This is a genomic window from Ferdinandcohnia sp. Marseille-Q9671 (assembly GCF_976954385.1).
Window position 1 is genome coordinate 361,110 of sequence record NZ_CDRJTA010000001.1, and the last position, 18,622, is coordinate 379,731.

At 37.8% G+C, this 18,622-nt stretch carries 20 protein-coding genes; 8 read left to right on the forward strand and 12 right to left on the reverse strand.

What is annotated here, in order from left to right:
- Positions 1-155: 155 nt before the first annotated feature.
- Complete coding sequence (locus tag ACWNMY_RS01950) at positions 156-539, forward strand: nuclear transport factor 2 family protein (protein WP_449536605.1); 384 nt, start codon at positions 156-158, stop codon at positions 537-539.
- 68 nt (positions 540-607) lie between these two features.
- On the opposite strand, the gene ACWNMY_RS01955 is transcribed toward ACWNMY_RS01950, so the two are convergent.
- Positions 608-1,894, reverse strand: a complete 1,287-nt coding sequence (locus tag ACWNMY_RS01955; RefSeq protein ID WP_449536606.1) for an NCS2 family permease — start codon at positions 1,892-1,894, stop codon at positions 608-610.
- Between the two features lie 121 nt (positions 1,895-2,015).
- Between ACWNMY_RS01955 and ACWNMY_RS01960 the strand changes: the two genes are divergently transcribed.
- Positions 2,016-2,891: a LysR family transcriptional regulator gene (locus tag ACWNMY_RS01960; RefSeq protein ID WP_449536607.1), complete on the forward strand. Its 876-nt coding sequence runs from the start codon at positions 2,016-2,018 to the stop codon at positions 2,889-2,891.
- A gap of 265 nt (positions 2,892-3,156) precedes the next feature.
- Here the strand turns inward: ACWNMY_RS01960 and cspD are convergent, their stop codons facing one another.
- Positions 3,157-3,357 (reverse strand): cold-shock protein CspD, encoded by a 201-nt coding sequence (gene cspD, locus ACWNMY_RS01965; RefSeq protein WP_077618477.1) that lies wholly within the window; start codon positions 3,355-3,357, stop codon positions 3,157-3,159.
- 275 nt (positions 3,358-3,632) lie between these two features.
- Positions 3,633-4,595, reverse strand: a complete 963-nt coding sequence (gene msrA, locus ACWNMY_RS01970) for a peptide-methionine (S)-S-oxide reductase MsrA (protein ID WP_449536608.1) — start codon at positions 4,593-4,595, stop codon at positions 3,633-3,635.
- Positions 4,596-4,722: 127 nt separating this feature from the next.
- Between msrA and ACWNMY_RS01975 the strand changes: the two genes are divergently transcribed.
- Entirely contained in the window at positions 4,723-4,968 is a 246-nt protein-coding gene (locus ACWNMY_RS01975; RefSeq protein ID WP_449536609.1) for a DNA alkylation repair protein, read from the forward strand.
- A gap of 291 nt (positions 4,969-5,259) precedes the next feature.
- Here ACWNMY_RS01975 and ACWNMY_RS01980 read toward each other — a convergent pair whose 3' ends face one another.
- Positions 5,260-6,273, reverse strand: coding sequence for an acyltransferase family protein (locus ACWNMY_RS01980; protein WP_449536610.1), 1,014 nt, complete (start codon positions 6,271-6,273; stop codon positions 5,260-5,262).
- Between the two features lie 388 nt (positions 6,274-6,661).
- On the opposite strand from ACWNMY_RS01980, the gene ACWNMY_RS01985 reads away from it, so the two are divergent.
- Together ACWNMY_RS01985 and ACWNMY_RS01990 are read left to right on the forward strand one after the other, a co-directional pair.
- Entirely contained in the window at positions 6,662-7,870 is a 1,209-nt protein-coding gene (locus tag ACWNMY_RS01985; protein ID WP_449536611.1) for an MFS transporter, read from the forward strand.
- A 177-nt stretch (positions 7,871-8,047) separates the two neighbouring features.
- Positions 8,048-9,025 (forward strand): glycoside hydrolase domain-containing protein, encoded by a 978-nt coding sequence (locus ACWNMY_RS01990; RefSeq protein ID WP_449536612.1) that lies wholly within the window; start codon positions 8,048-8,050, stop codon positions 9,023-9,025.
- Positions 9,026-9,074: 49 nt separating this feature from the next.
- Here the strand turns inward: ACWNMY_RS01990 and ACWNMY_RS01995 are convergent, their stop codons facing one another.
- Positions 9,075-9,770, reverse strand: coding sequence for an AIM24 family protein (locus tag ACWNMY_RS01995; RefSeq protein WP_449536613.1), 696 nt, complete (start codon positions 9,768-9,770; stop codon positions 9,075-9,077).
- 176 nt (positions 9,771-9,946) lie between these two features.
- Between ACWNMY_RS01995 and ACWNMY_RS02000 the strand changes: the two genes are divergently transcribed.
- Together ACWNMY_RS02000 and ACWNMY_RS02005 are read left to right on the forward strand one after the other, a co-directional pair.
- Positions 9,947-10,255, forward strand: a complete 309-nt coding sequence (locus tag ACWNMY_RS02000; protein ID WP_449536614.1) for a PadR family transcriptional regulator — start codon at positions 9,947-9,949, stop codon at positions 10,253-10,255.
- 17 nt (positions 10,256-10,272) lie between these two features.
- Entirely contained in the window at positions 10,273-11,463 is a 1,191-nt protein-coding gene (locus tag ACWNMY_RS02005) for a chromate transporter (RefSeq protein ID WP_449536615.1), read from the forward strand.
- A gap of 46 nt (positions 11,464-11,509) precedes the next feature.
- Here ACWNMY_RS02005 and ACWNMY_RS02010 read toward each other — a convergent pair whose 3' ends face one another.
- The gene (locus ACWNMY_RS02010) at positions 11,510-12,259 is read right to left on the reverse strand and encodes an AAA family ATPase (protein WP_449536616.1); all 750 of its coding nucleotides are present in this window, start codon (positions 12,257-12,259) and stop codon (positions 11,510-11,512) included.
- Positions 12,260-12,421: 162 nt separating this feature from the next.
- On the opposite strand from ACWNMY_RS02010, the gene ACWNMY_RS02015 reads away from it, so the two are divergent.
- On the forward strand, positions 12,422-12,955 hold the full coding sequence (locus tag ACWNMY_RS02015; RefSeq protein ID WP_449536617.1) for an HD domain-containing protein: 534 nt from the start codon (positions 12,422-12,424) through the stop codon (positions 12,953-12,955).
- Between the two features lie 56 nt (positions 12,956-13,011).
- On the opposite strand, the gene ACWNMY_RS02020 is transcribed toward ACWNMY_RS02015, so the two are convergent.
- The 6 genes from ACWNMY_RS02020 to ACWNMY_RS02045 form a co-directional block, all read right to left on the reverse strand.
- Positions 13,012-14,256: an aminopeptidase gene (locus ACWNMY_RS02020; protein ID WP_449536618.1), complete on the reverse strand. Its 1,245-nt coding sequence runs from the start codon at positions 14,254-14,256 to the stop codon at positions 13,012-13,014.
- Between the two features lie 60 nt (positions 14,257-14,316).
- Positions 14,317-14,757 (reverse strand): SRPBCC family protein, encoded by a 441-nt coding sequence (locus tag ACWNMY_RS02025; protein WP_449536619.1) that lies wholly within the window; start codon positions 14,755-14,757, stop codon positions 14,317-14,319.
- Positions 14,758-14,902: 145 nt separating this feature from the next.
- A complete protein-coding gene (locus ACWNMY_RS02030; protein ID WP_449536620.1) occupies positions 14,903-15,688 on the reverse strand; it encodes a DUF2935 domain-containing protein in 786 nt (261 codons plus the stop codon).
- Positions 15,689-16,013: 325 nt separating this feature from the next.
- Positions 16,014-16,949 carry an aminoglycoside phosphotransferase family protein gene (locus ACWNMY_RS02035; RefSeq protein ID WP_449536621.1) on the reverse strand — a complete coding sequence of 312 codons (936 nt, stop codon included), beginning with the start codon at positions 16,947-16,949 and terminating at the stop codon, positions 16,014-16,016.
- 107 nt (positions 16,950-17,056) lie between these two features.
- On the reverse strand, positions 17,057-17,644 hold the full coding sequence (locus ACWNMY_RS02040; protein WP_449536622.1) for a YpmS family protein: 588 nt from the start codon (positions 17,642-17,644) through the stop codon (positions 17,057-17,059).
- 147 nt (positions 17,645-17,791) lie between these two features.
- Positions 17,792-18,568, reverse strand: a complete 777-nt coding sequence (locus tag ACWNMY_RS02045) for a GDSL-type esterase/lipase family protein (protein ID WP_449536623.1) — start codon at positions 18,566-18,568, stop codon at positions 17,792-17,794.
- Positions 18,569-18,622: the final 54 nt, after the last annotated feature.

An 18,622-nucleotide genomic window follows, 5' to 3' on the forward strand; every position in this document is an offset into this window, starting at 1 on the left:
ATGGAACATATTATTCAATTTAGTTGTTCATAAGCCATCTATATACACACTTGCAGTAGTAACTCTCTGAGGTTCCAACAATTGACATTGTTGTATGTTTTCCCTTACACTTTTCTTATTCAAAAGCTATATTAATAGACAAGAGGGTGATTTATATGAGTACGGAGGACTTCTCTCTCAAAGAAAAAGCAGTTTCTTTTTTAACACTAGTAGCCGCTGGGAAAGTTCGTGAAGCCTATCAAACTTACGTCGGTCCAGATTTTTGTCACCACAATCCTTTCTTCCACGGTAATAAAGACTCACTTTTACAAGCAATGGTGGAAGATGCAGAAAATAACCCTGACAAAATACTTGAAATCAAGATTGCCATACAAGAGAAAGAAATGGTTACAGTTTACTCCCATATGAAGCAGAAGCCAGAGGATAGTGGTGTAGCCCTCGTTCATATCTTCCGTTTTACAAATAACCAAATTGCTGAATTATGGGATCTCGGACAACCCATCCCAGAAAATTCACCGAATGAAAACGGCATGTTTTAACGTTAAATAACATAGATTTTCATACTAGTTTATTACAACACAAAAGCAGCCTTTAGGGCTGCTTATTTTTAATATACATATTGAATAACAAAATTACTCAAAAACAAGATAGCAATTAGATATAAGGCAGGATGTATTTCTCTCCCTCTCCCCATTAGTAGCTTCATTAAAGGATATAAAATAAAGCCAATTGCCATCCCATCTGCAATACTATACGTTAATGGGATCAATACAATAATTAATAATGCCGGAAAACTCTCTGTAAAATCTTCCATTGAGATATGAACAATGTTTTGAAGCATTAATACCCCTATTAAAATAAGAATTGGTGAGACCGCACTTGCCGGTACCATCTTAATCACTGGAATAAACAAGATAGATGCGAGGAACAAAATTCCAGTCACAATCGTGGTTAAACCCGTTCTCCCACCTGCTGTTATTCCTGCTGCTGTTTCTACCGATGCGACAGTTGGACTTGTTCCAAAAATTCCAGATGACAAGACTGATACAGATGTCGCCTGCAGAGATTTTTTACTACTCTCAGGGCGTTTCAACATTTTGCTATGACCATGGATTAGGCCAATATTCTCAAAAACAAGCACCATAGCTAACGAGATAGAAGTTAACCAGAATACAATATTACCCGCTTGGGCCCATGATAATTGACCAAATACAGTGAAGTATTCTTTAAGATTTGGCATTGCTAAGGTTGCCCCGCCGAGGCTAGCTCCACCAAACCAAATGGATAATAACGATGTAATGACAATACTTAATAATAGATTTCCTGGTACATTTTTAATAAATAATAGTACCGTAATGATTAAACCTACAAATGTTACAAGTACCGTAGGGCTACTCAAATCACCAATTGCAAGCAGTGTGTGTTCAGAATTTGTAATAATACCTGCGTTATCAAATCCAATTAAAATCAATAAAATACCGATTCCAATTGTAATGGCTTCTTTTAAAGATTGAGGTATTGAAGATGTAATCATCTTTGCCATTGGTGTAAAAGCAATCAGAACAAAAATCAATCCTGAAACAAAAACCATCGCCAAGGCTTCCTGCCAAGTAAATCCACCTGACTGTACAATGGTATACGTAAACATTGCATTTATTCCCATACCAGGGATAAGGAGAATCGGTGTATTACTCCATAATCCAATGATTAAACAACCAAAGAAACTTGTTAAAATTGTCGCAATGATTCCTGCTTCCATCGGAATACCCGCAACGGCTAGTATTGTTGCATTAACAATAATGATATAGACAACAGTAATATAAGAAATAAATCCCGCTGAAAATTCTTTTGCAATTGTTGTACCATGTTGTTGTAATTTAAAAAATCGCTCCATTATTTATCACCTTTCTAACGTCCATACGAAAACGATATTAAGCATAACATAGACTTATACTATACGAAAAATATATAATTCGTATAGAAACCATACTTTTTTCATATAGAAGGAGAAATCAATGGATATTAAACAATTACGATATTTTATTGCAATAGCTGAAGAAAGAAATATTACAGCTGCTGCGAAACGATTACATATGTCTCAGCCCCCACTTAGTATGCAATTGAAACAATTGGAAGAAGATCTCGGTGTACCGTTAATTGAGCGCAATGGAAAACAGTTAGAGTTAACTGATAAAGGCAGCATTCTATATAAACGTGCCATACAACTCGTGAACAGCGTGGAAGAAATAAAAAATGAAGTGAAGGAGACTGGTGAAGGAAAAAGAGGCACCCTAGCCGTAGGGATCAACACGTTATCAGTGTCAGGATTTTCAGACATGATACAATCATTCCATCAAGAATACCCCTTAGTTTCCATTAAAATTGTTCAAAACGACTCGTATTATTTAGCAGAAATGGTAAAAACAAGAGCCATCGAAATGGCATTTGTACGACTTCCACTTGAACATCGTGGGTTTACGTATCAGCATCTTATTAATGAACCTTTTGTATTTGTTAGTGACAAGAAAGTAGACAATCTTTCATTAAAAGAGATTTCAAATCTGCCACTCATTATTCCAAGTACCGAGGGCTTAGGTAGTTATAACATTATCCTTGAAGCATTTTCTAGACAAAAGCTTCCACTACAAAGGATTGCGGAATGCTCTGATATGCACGTGTTACTGGAGATGGTTAAGGGAGGAATGGGGGCCACAATTGTCCCTAAATCAGTATTTGATGTCTACGGGAACAATGGTCTCTATTCAAGTCAGATTGTGGATGCCAATTTAATATCTTCTTTAGGAGTGATCTGGCTGGATCATCATCTTGTTTCAAAACCTGCCACCAATTTTATTGAATTAGTGAAAGCTAGACTAAAATCATTGGAATAGATTCATCATCCAGTTGTTGGTACATTGTGTCAGTACAAAAGCGCAAGCGCCTCGAAAGTGAACTCCACTAAAGACTGCCACGTCCTGTAGCAAACGCGGACGCCAGCACTTCTGAGTGCAAGTCCGACAGGGCACCTCGAGGGGCTTTGCGCTGGAACTAGATGTCGAAATAAATATCCACAGTTCAAAAATTTTATAATTTCCTAAAAAGTAAAAAAAACAGCCCTACATCAGTAGGACTGTTTTGTTTCATTTATATGTTAGATTATAATTTAACTACGTTAGATGCTTGAGGTCCACGGTTACCTTCAACGATTTCGAAAGAAACTTCTTGACCTTCTTCTAAAGTTTTGAATCCGTCACCTTGGATAGCTGAGAAGTGTACGAATACATCGTCTCCACCTTGTACTTCGATGAAACCGAAACCTTTTTCACTGTTAAACCATTTTACTTTACCGTTTTGCATAAAAATATGCCTCCTAAAATGTAACACACAAACCATTTGTGCATTGATATATTAACCATTGTACACTTACATAAATCTAAAACAAATTCACATATAACTTCAGAAGAATAACCAAGCATACTTTGAAATTATCGATCTTTCTTTCTTTAAACTTATATAACGCAACAAAATGGTCTATTTAATAATAGCATTCTGGGCACCTAGAGTCAATCGCATATTTTAAAAATAGTCATATTTTCACAAAATTTCATAAATTACTAAAACGACTTATTAACTTAGTTAAACAACTTTATATATTCTCCATAGCCCTCTTTTTCAAGGTCTTCTTTTGGAATAAAACGGAGTGCTGCTGAGTTAATACAATAGCGCATACGTGTTGGACCAGGTCCATCGTAAAATAGATGTCCTAGATGAGAATCTGCACTGTTACTTCTAACCTCCGTACGAATCATTCCATGTGAAGTATCCAGCTCTTCCACAATTTCCTTCGCATCAATTGCTTTCGTAAAACTTGGCCAACCACAGCCGGCATCATATTGATCCAATGAACTAAATAAAGGCTTTCCGGAAACAATATCCACATAAATCCCATCTTTTGCATTGTTCCAATACTCATTCTGAAACGGCGGTTCTGTGCCCTGTTCTTGCGTTACATAATACTGCATATCAGTCAACGTTGCCTTCGCCTCTTCAAATTCCTTGGCCGCCCAGTGTTTTCTAATAAATTTATCTCTTCCAGATCCGGTACGATAACGGTTATAGTGCTCTGGTTTCTTTTTATAATAATCTTGATGATATTCTTCAGCTCGATAAAATTCTTTAGCTGGTAAAATTGGCGTAACGATTGGCTTTGAAAAGATCCCACTCTCGCCTAGCTTACGCTTCGATTCCTCAGCAATATCTTTTTGTTCTTCAGTATGATAGAAAATCGCTGTACGATAGGATTCACCGCGATCATAAAACTGGCCACCTGCATCAGTAGGGTCGATTTGTTGCCAGAAAAGCTCAACTAATTTTTTATAAGGGAATATATCTGGGTTATATGTAATTTGGACGGCCTCATAATGCCCTGTCGTTTCCGAGCAAACTTCTTCATATGTTGGGTTTTCTTTTGTTCCGCCCGTATATCCGCTAACAACCTCGATAATGCCTGGCTGCGTATCAAATGGTTTCACCATGCACCAGAAACATCCTCCTGCAAAGGTTGCTTTTTCCACTTTTTCATGCGTATTTTCCATGCTCCCTCTTCCTTTCTATTTTGCAATACATTTCTTCCATTATTATATCACTTCTTATGCCAGTTCAAAAAAATACGCTCATAGTATATCTTTTGTTGGAAATAGTAAAAAATAGGAGGTGCATCAAATGACAAGTCCATATTTATGCCCAAATTGTAAATCGAATCGGACAAGATTCAATATTATTGAACAAGTTCCGAAGGCGGTAAAAATGAACCCACAAAGTGGAGAAATCATGGAAGAATATACAAATAACCTTGACCCCTTCCACGTCCCCTACCGCGGACCAGAGCTTAAGGTTCAATGTGGAGTTTGTGGCCTAATCGATGAGGAACAATCTTTTATCAAACGTGCCCAAAATTATAAAGGTTAACAAAAAGGACGGTTTTGTGGATTCTAGAAAGGTACTAGGCCATGACCGTCCTTTTTTATTGATTAGTAAATCATAAAATATCTGAACGGTGATATTTATTTCGACATCTTGTTCCAACGCCAAGCCCCCTACGATGCTTGTCGGACTTGCACAGGCAAGGAAAGCGGTCTACATCATACTAATCGCACGAAGAAAATGCACAGCAATTTCAAGGAAGTACTGACGTCCGCGTTTGCCACAAGACGTGGCGGCAGTCTTTAGTAGACGTTCACTTTCGGGGCGCTTTTGTTATTAATAACTCTGTTGTTTTACTGTAAAGTACCTTTTGATAATCGATATTCTTAGTTCAATTAGGGGCTGTGTGATTGCTCGTATCGTCTTAGTGGATAAGAGCAGTGTAAGAATGAGTGAAGCAACAACTAGCAAAAGAATGGTTCCTGTATCTTGCATATAATCGAGCCATTGGCTGTTGCGAAAATATTTAATCACAAAGCCATGCAATAGGTACACATATAAAGTATGGGTGCCCCACCTTGTGAAAAAGTATTGTCTCTTTGGCAAAAGAGATAGGAACGCAATCGTCATGATAATTGAAACAAAATAAATGGCTAATCTGATTAAACCTCCAAAATTCGCCTGTGACAACGTCTCATATGACTTCGAACCTAGTAGCCAGCCTGTATTAAATTCTGGCACAAAATAATAGCCAATAAAAATCGCTGCAAGTAATACCGCTGATCCCACTTGTATCAATGGGCGTTTCAACGCCATAAAATGTTCTTTCTTACAATAGAAGCCTAGAAGAAATAGTGGGAAGAAGACAAATGTACGTGACAAGCTTAAATAGTTGCCCACAAACGGTATATAGCCAATACCTACTCCAACAACTATCGCAAGTGAAATTGACCATTTCATTGGAAGTTTTGTGTATGCATATAGCATGACATTCCAGCAAAACAAACTAATTAAGAACCAAAGCGACCATTGGGGATCAAGTGGTTGAAATAGCAGAGTTTCTCCCTTGTAGAGAAAATAATAATAAATTGTATATAGAAGCTGAAAGATTAAATACGGTATTAGCAGCTTTTTTGCTGTCTTTTTGATATACCCTTCCTTTTGAAAACTCTTTGCAAAAAAACCAGAAACCAATATGAATGCTGGCATATGAAATGAGTAAACAAAATGATAAATTGTCATGATAATTTTATGATCACCTATAAAAGGCTGAATAAAATGGCCAAACACAACAAGCATTATCAGAATAAACTTAGCGTTGTCAAAATAATATTCTCGCGTAGTTGTCATGAAATAACCTCCAAACGCATTGTTATTGTATTATAGCATCGTAAGGGGGTTGTTTATGCCAATGTCTCTGATTTGTAAATATCTTATCAAGTAATAAGACCCGTTTGTAATTATATTGAAAAATCTTAATCGAAATGAAATAAATGACGGGACTATTCTCATGGGCCGTTTAAGATTTCTTACTGTTATTTCCACATAAAAGATACTCCACTTCTCCTGAGCCCCCTTTATTACATAAACATTTCCCAACTTCTCTTTCTTTGTCACCTAGAGAATCCGTCAATACACTTACTTATTTCAGAATCCGAATATTTCGGTAATGAAAATAAATCCTTTTTATGGTACTATTATTCTATTATTTTATTAATTTACTTAGGGGATGGAAAAAATGCCGACATGGCAACGGAATTTATGGGTTCTTTGGATTGGTGTCTTCTTTACAGCAGCAGGGTTTTCAATGGTCATTCCATTTCTACCAATTTTCCTACTAGAAATCGGGGTCCACGACCATACTGAACTGTGGTCAGGACTAATTTATGGGGCTGCATTCTTTGCTGGTGCAATTGCAACACCTCTTTGGGGAAGAATTGCTGACAAATTTGGTAGAAAACCAATGATTATTCGGGCAGGTTTTGTCCTTTTTGTCGTATATACGTTAATGGCTTTTGTAACAAATCCGTACCAAATCTTAGCACTACGAATCATGCAAGGGTTATTAAGTGGTTTTATCCCAGGGTCCATTGCACTCATCGGAACAAATACACCAAATGAAAAAGTCGGATATGCGCTTTCGATGATTTCATCTGCTTCAGCAACAGGTATGATCTTAGGACCTTTGTTAGGTGGAGGCATGGCCGAGCTATGGGGAAATCGATGGGCATTTGCGAGTGCGGGAATCATTGTATTAATCGCTACTATCCTAATTATTTTCTTTGTTAAAGAAGAAAACTTCAAACCAAACAAGGAAAAAGGGTCCGTAATCAAGGACTTCGGCATTGCAATTAGCAATCGCCCATTCCTACTCGTTCTTATCCTAACACTAATGGTCAGTTGCTCTATTATGATTATTGATCCGATTCTTCCATTGTATATAGCGGATATCGCTAGTTCTTCTGGTTATGCAACATTGCTCACAGGCTTTGTCATTGCCTTACCTGGTCTTGCAAGTGCATTATTTGCACCAGTATGGGGGAAATGGGCTGATAAGGTAGGCTTCCAGCGTATCTTATTCATCGGTTTATTGGGGGCTGCCATTGGAACTTTTGCTCAAATTATATTCACGCAAATCTGGGGATTCTCCTTGATTCGATTTGTATATGGTGTCTTTTTCTGTGCAGTCTACCCTGCATTAAACGGCCTAGTTGTTCGTTCCACACCTGAGGATTTCCGCGGAAGAGCATTCAGTTTGCATCAAACTTCAAATCAAATTGGTGGAATGATTGGACCGCTGTTAGGTGGCTTACTCGGTGGTATCTTCCCAACAGAAATACTTTTTGCTGTTACCGGAGTCCTGTTATTAGTGGCCATGGCTACAGCATACGGAAATGCTGGACAACTAAAACGTTCTTTCAGACGTGAAATGGTACCTAAAAAATAAAGTACTGCTGCGTAAACGCTAAGATTCACTCTTAGCGTTTTTTTGTACCCTTTCCTCTACATCTCCGCGATAGATGATTGGATACGTCAAAAGTTGTATTCATACTCCATGCCCTCACCCCAACATATAGACCTTCATAGGATAAATGGTACGAAGTATCTTAAGTGAGGTGACATGATGACAGAAAGGTTGTTTAATTTTATTTTAGTTACTGTAATTGGGATTCTTCTAGGTTGTGCTGTCTACTTTTATCTAACTGAAGACAAAACTAGGCAAGTAACATTACACCCTACAACTGTTTCTGAAACACCAAGCCCAAATACGAAGACCCCACCTACTCCCCCTCCTTCAGAACCTACTGATGAAAATACACCTCCTCCTACAAATGAGGGCAACAAAGATGCAGAAACAGGTAAAGAAGAACAGAATAAATCAGAATCTAAAGATGAACAAAAGGATGAAGCAAATAAAAATACAGAAGCTAAGCCTAGTGATAATCTACCAGAAATCGTTTGGGGAATTGATTCAGCTAGTGAAACAACAGCGGACTTTTATGCGTGTGTAAAAGAAAACTTCGGAGATCCGGTTATTTTTGGTCGCTATCTAGGAGAACGTGAAGGCATATCTGTAGGCCTTACGCCTGAACAGGTAGAAGCTATACATGGTGAGGGAGATTTTATACTACCTATCTACAATCACTTTAACGATGCTACTGGCTACGATAATGGTGTTGCCCATGCAAAAGAAGCGATAAAAATGGCTAGTGAAATGGGTATCCCTCACGAAGTAGCGATTTTTGCAGATATTGAGCCAACCTATCCGGTAGATTCAGAGTTTATTAGAGGTTGGTTTGAAACAATTGAGGAATCTCAATATAAATCAGGGATATATGGTGTATTTGATGCTGAACAGGCACTTTTTGAAGCATACCAGGCCGCAGTAAAAAGCAATGGCGCAATCCTTGAAGGTAACTATATCTGGACCGCTGCACCAAATGTAGGGATTACCACAGAAGCTGAAGCTCCAGCATTCGAGCCTGCTGCTCCGGAAGGATCATTAGCTTGGGGTTGGCAATATGGTCTTGATGCTGAAACCTGTAACATTGATACAAATTTATTCAAACGTGAACTCGTAGATGTGCTTTGGCGTCCTTGATAATAAGAAAAAAAGTGTCCACCAATATGGTAGGCACTTTTCCCTTCACTTAGCTATTTGATTGTTGCATATATACTTCCTCATATGGTTGAACGATAACAAATCCATCTCCCTCAAACCTCATTTGTATGGATTCGCCACTTCCACGCCCGACGAAGGTTTTGAATGAGATATCCGTTTGGAATTCGGGTTGGAGGTTTCCGGACCATGCTACTGTCGCATTCGGGTCTGTAATAATTGGCCGGCCAGGAGTAACGCGTAATGTAAGTGGCTCATAATGTGTCGTAATCGCAAGCATACCAGTACCTTCACATCGAACATTAAATAAACCTCCTGCCATCATTCCGGCTACACGTCTCATAAGTTTAATCTCGTGGTTCAAAGAAGGTTCAAACGCAAGCAGGTCATTTCCATTTACATAAATAGCTTCATTTTGAAGGTGAAGTATGATTATCTTTTTCCCACTATCCGCTAAATATAATTTACCTTGCCCGTTTGCTTTCATTAAGGATGCACCCTCACCTGTCAAAGCTTTTTTGAACATGCTCCCTAGTCCGTGCTCGAGGATCCCTTCACGTTCAAACTTAATTTTGCCGTTATATGCAACCATCGATCCCGCTTTGGCCCAAACCCTCCCATTCAAATTTACTTCTAGCATTCTTGGAGTTTCTAGTTCGAAAAGCCCTTCCCCTTTGTCTTCCTGCTCCGTATTTCTTATGAATTCAGCAATTGAATATTTACTCATTCTCCCACTCCCTTTCGTTACTTTGTTTTACGTATCAACAATTAAATAGGTTTCAGTTTATTAAGATTTTGTAAATATTCAAGTATGGTCTTTTCATGCATCTGTTCCAATGCTATACTTCTGATATCGGATTTCGATATCGGATATCTATATTAATTTGATTGGTGGTACACACGGTGGAAGAAAAAATTCTCAGAAAACTATTCTTAGGATTTATTCAGATTCATATTTTACATCACGCAAAAGAACATCCCATTTTCGGTGCATGGATGTTAGAGGAGCTAAAGGAACATGGGTACAAAATAAGCTCTGGAACGCTATACCCTATCCTTCATAGCATGGAAACGGATGGACTTCTTGAAAAAGTAGAGCGGAATGTAGAAGGTAAGATTAGAAAGTACTATACAACCACTGCAAAAGGAAACTCTGTCCTAATAGAGGCTAGAGATAAAGCTTATGAGTTATTTAAAAAAATAAAAGATTAGTTTGAGAGGAGATAAAAATGAAAAATAAGCAGAATAAAGGTTTATCATCACTACTAGAAATCCTACTTGTCTCAACAAGGCTAGGATTCACTTCATTCGGAGGGCCTGTTGCCCATCTAGGTTACTTTCACGAGGAATATATTCGAAGAAGAAAATGGATGGATGAAAAAACCTATGCAGACCTTGTTGCCTTGTGTCAGTTCTTACCTGGACCAGCTAGCAGTCAAGTAGGAATCGGCATTGGTGTCATGCGGGCAGGAGTTCTCGGAGGAATCGTATCATTCTTAGGGTTCACACTTCCTTCTGTCATTGCTTTAATTGTTTTCGCAGTGGTACTGCAAGGGCTAGACATTGGTGATGCTGGTTGGATTCATGGATTAAAGTTAGTTGCCGTTGCCGTTGTGGCACATGCCATTTTAGGAATGGCTCAAAAGCTGACACCTGACTTATCAAGAAAAGCCATTGCATTGCTTGCGTTGGTAGGAACTCTCTTGTGGCAGACTGCCTTTACTCAGGTTGGTGTTATCTTCGCAGGAGCAATCATTGGATTTTTATTATATAAAAATCATTCAGATAACGACACGTCTAGGGTTATCTTTCCGATATCTCGTACATTTGCAGCAATTTGTTTAACATTGTTTTTTGGGTTACTCATCATCTTACCAATTTTAAGAGAAATAACCTCATTAAATTGGATTGCTATGTTTGATAGTTTCTATCGATCTGGTTCTCTCGTTTTTGGAGGTGGGCACGTTGTTTTACCATTACTTGAACGTGAGTTTGTTCCAACAGGCTGGTTAAGTGAGGAAGCATTTTTAGCTGGTTATGGTGCTGCTCAAGCTGTTCCAGGTCCTCTCTTTACATTTGCAGCCTATCTTGGCGCAGTGATAAATGGATGGCAAGGGGGCTTACTCGCAACAGTTGCTATTTTCCTACCCGCTTTTCTCCTTATAGTAGGAACATTGCCTTTCTGGGATTCTTTACGCCGGAACCCAAAAATTAAAGGCGCTCTAATGGGGGTAAATGCAGCAGTAGTGGGGATTTTGATTTCTGCCTTTTATCATCCAATTTGGACCAGTTCCGTGTTTGCGCCAATTGATTTTGCGTTTGCCGCAGTATTATTCAGTATGCTCGTATATTGGAAGCTCCCACCGTGGATTATTGTAGTGACAGGAGCTATAGGAGGAGCAGTGCTTAACCTAATTTAGACTACCAGCTTGGTAGTCTTTTTTCATTTCCAAATCTATAAGTCCCTTATTCATCCTCATCATCATCATCCAGAAAAAGTTCCTCTAAGTATCGGTCTCGTCGATTCAAAAAGCCCATCGTGATTTGATAATGCTCGGTATCTTCATACTCGATTTCCTCAATCGGGGAAGCATCGAAATTATAAATCTGCGCTCCAGGATATCCTAGTAGTATCGGGGAGTGTGTAGCGATAATAAACTGTGCATCCCCTGCTTTTTCTAAATCATGGATGACACGTAAAAGTGCTAGCTGACGTGCCGGAGATAGCGCAGCCTCTGGTTCATCTAGGAGGTAAATACTTCTATTCCCAAATCGATTTACAAATAACGATAAAAATGATTCTCCATGGGACTGTTCGTGCAGTGACTTCCCACCATACCCATCATAATTAAATGTAGGATCCTCTTGTGCAAGCCGATCTAAATAAGAAGCAAAATGAAAAAAACTTTCTGCACGTAAAAAAAAGCCTTGGTTAATCTTTGGCATCCACGAAAGACGAATATAATCAACTAAAGCTGGTATTGTTTCCTCAAAAGAATAAGAATTATTCCTTCCACCGCCACCTGTATTAAAGCCGCATTGATACGCAATCGCTTCAAGTAACGTAGACTTACCAGATCCATTTTCTCCTACAAAAAATGTGACAGGATTCTCAAAATCAAGTTTATCCATCCCCCGAATACTCGGTATGGAAAAGGGATATACTCTATCATTATGTATTTTTTCGGATAGTAACGTAACACTTCGTAAAAACATGAATCTCACCTTCTATACAAGCTTTACTTAACAGTTTACCATTTTCACCTCTAGAATCCATTATATATTTACATACTAAAACGTAATTTGGTTTTGTATATCTTGATACTTTTTCTTTACTATGGTAAAATTCAAAAAATTTATCTTTTAGGGGGCCTGAAAATGAGATATGTCACACTAACAGAGATTTTTACTCATCGTATTGCACAAAAGTACCTGTCTCGTTCAGGTGAAGCACATGCAATCGCTTGTGCATACCATGCATTTAAAATGGCAAAGCAGCAAAATGTGTCAACTGACTTGGCGACAAAAGCCGCGTTATTACACGATATGGGTCATTATACTTGGTATCGTAATGGAAAATGGGACTACGAGCTCTATCGAGAAAACGATATTCACGCTATTAAAGGAGCCGAGAGAGCACATAAACTATTAATTCGATTAGGTGAAAATCCAAAGTATGCGAAGGAAATCGCCTATGCCATTTTATTTCACACAGATTCATATATTGAGGAAGGCTTTATTAAACGTACACCCCTTCAAGCGATTACAAAGCTTGCTGATGAAATGGACGAGGAAAAAGGAGGACTACATCACTATCGAAAAATTGAACAAGAAAAAGCCCTACGTATGATAGAGAAACTGGATGCTATGGTTATAGAAGAGATGAATAATGTGAATGGGCAGTCCTCGTAGAAAAAAAAGCCCAAGAGCTAGCCCCCATGGAAGCCTTCTCTTGGACCTACTTACACTCAAATCGCCCAATTTCCTTTTCGAAAGATAGGTACAATTGTACCATCTTGTTTAATACCATCAATATCCATTTCACTTGAACCAATCATGAAATCGACGTGTACAGTCGAGGTGTTTAGACCATGTTGAGCGAGTTCTTCCTCGTTCATTTTTGTTCCACCTTGCAGATTCGTCGGATATGCAGCACCGATTGCTAAGTGATTTGATGCATTTTCATCAAATAATGTATTAAAGAACGTAATACCCGATTGCGAAATTGGAGAAGGGTCTGGCACAAGTGCTATTTCACCTAATCCCGTTCCACCTTCATTATCAAATACTAGTTTCTTCATGATGTCATCTCCCTTTTCAGCAGAGATGTCAATAATTTTTCCATCTTTAAAATGCACCTCGATGCCTTCAACCAATGTACCTGCATAGCTCAATGGTTTTGTGCTTCGAACGACACCATCCATCCGGCGAGTATCAGGAGCAGTATAGACCTCTTCAGTTGGCATATTTGCCAAGAACTCTTCTTCTTTTGGATTATAACTTCTAGCACTATCCCAAATATGATTCTTAGGCAATCCAAGAGTTAGGTCTGTACCTGGAGCTTTAAAGTGTAACGCATCAAACTGAATATCATTTAATATTGTCGCTTTTTCATTCAATACGTTCGTATGGGCATCCCAAGCTGCAACAGGGTCTTCTTCATAAATACGACAAGTTTTAAAAATTTGATCCCATAACGCTGCAACCTGTTCTTCAGACGTTGCCAAATCAGGAAACACCTTTGCAGCCCAACTAGCACCTGCTGCTCCAGCAACCGTCCATTTCAAATCATTATTTTGTGTAGCAACACGCTGTATTTTAAATGCTTTAGCAGCTGCGTTCTGATACGCAGAAATTTTCGATGAATCAACTCCATTTAATAATCCAGGATCACTAGAAACAATGGAGAGACGACAAACACGGTGATTTAACACGTGATCGTCAGATTCTTGAATTTCGTACTCAGGTATATTTGTTAAGACTTCAGTAGGCTGATGTACATAATGTAGCTTACTAACCTCATCATCGGACCATTTTACAATCACTTTCTCAGCACCTAACGCATATGCTTCTTTTGTTACAAGACGTGCAAGTGGAGCTTGGTCAACTGTAATTGTCATTTTCACCCAATCGCCAGGCTGTACATTGAGCCCTTTCGCTACCAATAACCTTGCATACTTTTGTAAATTCTCTTCAAAATTTGGAAGACCCATTCATAAAACCCCCAATAAAATATGTATAACACCATACTAGCATATGTAAATTTAAATGTACTAATGAATTAACGAACCTCTCAGAGTCGTTATCTCGTTTTCTAGATACCCTTTCAAGCAAGTTAACATATACATCCAGCCTTCTTTTTGACCTAACAAAACATTGATAATTTCAGGATCTTGTACATCAAAGCCAGCTTCTGTTACTTCTAGTACTGTTTCTGTATTAGGCTCACTTTTTAATAAAAAGGTAACAGTTGTTTCTTGATGCCCTTCACCCCATTTGTACATGATTTTCTTGTTTTCTTCTACCTTGATTACACGTATTGTAAGCTCCGCATTGTATTCTCTATAAACCCAGGTAATCTCCTTTCCTTCTTCCAGTCTTCCAGAACCAAACGAAAACCAGTAGTTTTGCATTTTATCTGGATTAACCAGCGCTTCATATACATCACTGGCTGGCTTTCTAATTCTCATTTTTGAAGTTATTTCTGTCATCATGTAAAACAACTCACTTTCAATTTTTAAATAATCATTTTTTCTTACATTACCCCTATCCTATCATTACTTTACTAAAAAAGCGTAGATTCTCCAAGAATCCACGCTACTTCTTCTTTTATATAATATTACGATGTTGGGTAACCTTTTAGCGTTTTAAACTAGCTTGAAAGAGATCTATTATTTCTAAAAATCTTTCGGCTTCTCTAAAAGTGTGATCGGCTAAAAGAGGATGAATATTACTTTTAATTCGGCAGGCTTCTATTAACTCCCTCGCTGTTCTCTTAAAGTCTCTTAATGATGCAACTGAAACTCTATTTTGATCTAAAAACTGACTTAGAATTGGTTTTGTTTCAGACTGTGGCCTCATCGAATCCAAATCAACAGCTTGAAATAACAATTGGTCGAAGTCATGACTAAACTCTCTTGCCTGGTCTACAAGCTTTCTTTCTGAAGGGTCTAATAGATGTCCAATAAATTTTGCATGGTCAGCCATTATTCTAAGAAAGAATACGTTCTCTTGAATGATGGCTTCTGGTTTTGGTGCTAGGATTCCCAGGTTAAGTTCTTTTAAACGATTAGCAAAATAGGCTGCTTCCCTACTGATATGATCAACTAATAAAGGATAGTTGTTAGATATAATTTCACAACGTAACGTTAGTCCTAACACCTTCCTTTTATACGCCCATATCGCAGCTGCCGCTTGGTATACTTCAGTGTTAAAAGCTTGAATTTGTCGTAATTCTGAGTTAACTGAAAACCTCGCTAACTTTTCCTCAATTCTTTCAAAAAGACTGATAAAATACTTTGCTTCATCGATTAATTGTTTCTGCTCATGTGTAAAACCTAAACTCAAAAACAGAGCATGTTCTTTCATAATTCTTGACCAAAATGTAATCTCCTCTATCGACCTCGACACAATGGGATCTGCCATTTCTATCCTCTCCTTCTTCACACCCTTCCTATTTATATTTATGTTATATCTGGTTGTACAAATTCAAAAGGACTCACATAAGTTTTTTAACCAAATTAAAAAGCAAATCAATTTGATGATCTGCTTTATATTAAATACTATTCTGTCGGTACCAGTAATGTAAACATTAGCTTATCCTCATTTAAATTAGATGAGACCACGCTAACTTCATATCACTCCGTCCAAAACCAAACGAAAACCAGTAGTTTTGCATTTTATCTAGGTCTACAAGAGCTTCATTAATATAACTAAAAATCCTAACACAATCATACGAAACGTAGTATGGTCATTTTCCAATTAAGGTGCGGTGTTCTAAGAAAAGCCTCAACCATTGTGCAGGTCTCTCATTACGATCTACTTGTTGCGTTAAATATATGTACCAACTAAGTGCCCTTTGTATACATGCCAATTCATCCGAGATACGAAGCGCCTCATCTAACTCCTTCATTGTCGCAAATTTCAACCACGGTTCTAAATAATAAGGGCGAAATTCGTCTACAATAGCTAACCACTCAGACTCTTTTTCTATTAAATCATCTAGAGCATGCCAGAATATACGAGTACTAAAAAACGGATGAGAAATTGAGGCGTCCCCCCAATCAAAAAACAAGATATTGTTATCAACGACTCTTATATTATTTGAATGTAGGTCACCATGCTCAATTGAAGAAGGAACAATGGAATACAATTCGTCACACATCTTTAAAATTTCTTTTTGAAGTGACAATATTTTTTCTGCTTCTTCTGTCGATAACCTCGAACTCATATCACGTAAGTGCTGCTCGACTTCGGACTTTAGCTTTGGTATTCTTCGGTCTGGAACTCCCCGGTAAATCAGATTATCTACATATGAAATCTGGGTAACCTGTAATTCTGCATATTCCTGTAATGCCTGCTGCCATATCCTTTTATCTTTTATGCTACGGAGTGAAGTGCCTCCTAGGTCCTCCATCAAAAGCCATCCGTTTACTTCATTACTAGATATAATCCGAGCGGTTTTACCAAAGGAAGTTTCATTTAAATGCTTACTTAATGCAGCCTCGTGCCTGGTTGCCTGACCATTTGCTTTAAAATATACATCGCCACAATCTGTGGATATGCGTTCTACAATAGAAAAATCCGACTCTTTAACCCTTTCTATTTTACCAGTAAATTGAAGACCAACGTATTCTAGTTCTCTCCGATACCAGTTATCTGCCTTTTCAACCTTAGATAAGTCCATAAAAGATACCCTCTTTTACATACGTTTTTTCTAAACTAATTCAACAAAGATAGAGTTATTCCTTCGTAACAACAAAAAAAAGCAAATCATTATAGATTTGCCGCTGGTCATTTTGTTGGTACTTGCAACTTGAATTTCAATTCATTTTCACCAAGATCAAACGTATCTACAGCTACTTTCATATCACTTTTCATTTCCATTTCAGATAGATAGACATAGATATCTTGTTTTTTCGCATCTATTTGGACCCATTCAGGGAGATTGTAGTAGTCATTGATATACCGTAAAACAAACGTCACGGGTAAACTTACCTGACCCACTGTAAAAGCCTCCTGTTGTAAGAGTAAGTCCCCATTTTCAAGTACTACAGGCTTAAAGGTCATTACCATGTCTATATCTTTTCCAAAGACCTTAATTGATCCTATAAGCATGACACGCTCCGTCAATAAAACCTTATATTGTAGGGGCTGACTATCTTTTGCTTCCTTTTTTAAAAAGTTATTTATAAGTGTCGTTAGGTCCTCTTTATTCGTTTCGACTTGTAGATCAACATGTTCTGCAGATATCCCTTCTTTCTCCGAAGGGCTTACCTGTTCACTTGGCCAAAAAATCATACTAGTAAAAACTAGCGCACACACTACATTAAGTGCAAGAAGTGCCCAAAAAAGTACTTTCCATTTATTAATTATTTTCATCAAAGACCCCCTGTAGGAAGGAAAATCATATACTATTTTGCTTGCTTAGTACCCAATTGTTTTGGGTTATAATAACGTTGCTGCTGTCGCGACCTTACTCAATTGACCAGTTATAGTCCAACTAGTAATAAGCCTTGATACACCTCGTTATTCATTCGTAATGGCTTCAAAAATCCTTTGGCTCATTATTTCATACCCTTTTGCGTTCGGATGAAACTCATCCTCTGCTAAAAGATTTTCCTCCGATACACTAAATACATCATCAACTTCTACAAATTTTGTATGCTCAAATTGAAAAAGGATGTTTTTACTTCCTCCATTCCAATTATCAACGATCGTATTTATTTCTGTTGAGAGGTCAATAAACCATCCAAAAGGGTTGTAAAGGCCGACAAGTACAATTTCTCCATCGCTATTATGTTCTCTAATTTTCTCTAACACTTTATGAAGACGATTTTCATATTTTGCTTGCTCTTTCTCAAATACTCCAAGAGATAATTCTAGAAGGTTCTCTTTCACGATCTTCATTATATCATTCCCTCCAATGGTAATGATTATAATGTCTGCATCAGCAATACCCGCTTGTACTTCCTTATCCTGTAACCGATTTAAAAGGTCAGTCGTTTTATGCCCTTTTACTCCATAGTTTTGAAGAGTAACTGATTTAACCTCTTTTTGAAGTTGCAGTTTACCCTCTAGTAGTGAAGTATATCCTCCTTGTTTTGTTTCATCACCTACACCTTTTGTAAGTGAATCACCAATTGCAGCTATTTTTACATCTTTCGGAATAAAATCAGCTGGTATCTCTTCTTTTGGAAACAGACCTGTATCATGAAGGTTAATCGTCCCAGAAGTAGCTACCGCTGAAGAACAGCCACCCATTAATAAACTAGTGATTATAATTGCAAATATTGTGTTATTCATCTTTCCCACCTACTTTTCTTTTAGACAGTTAGTCTACAAGTATAGTATTATAGC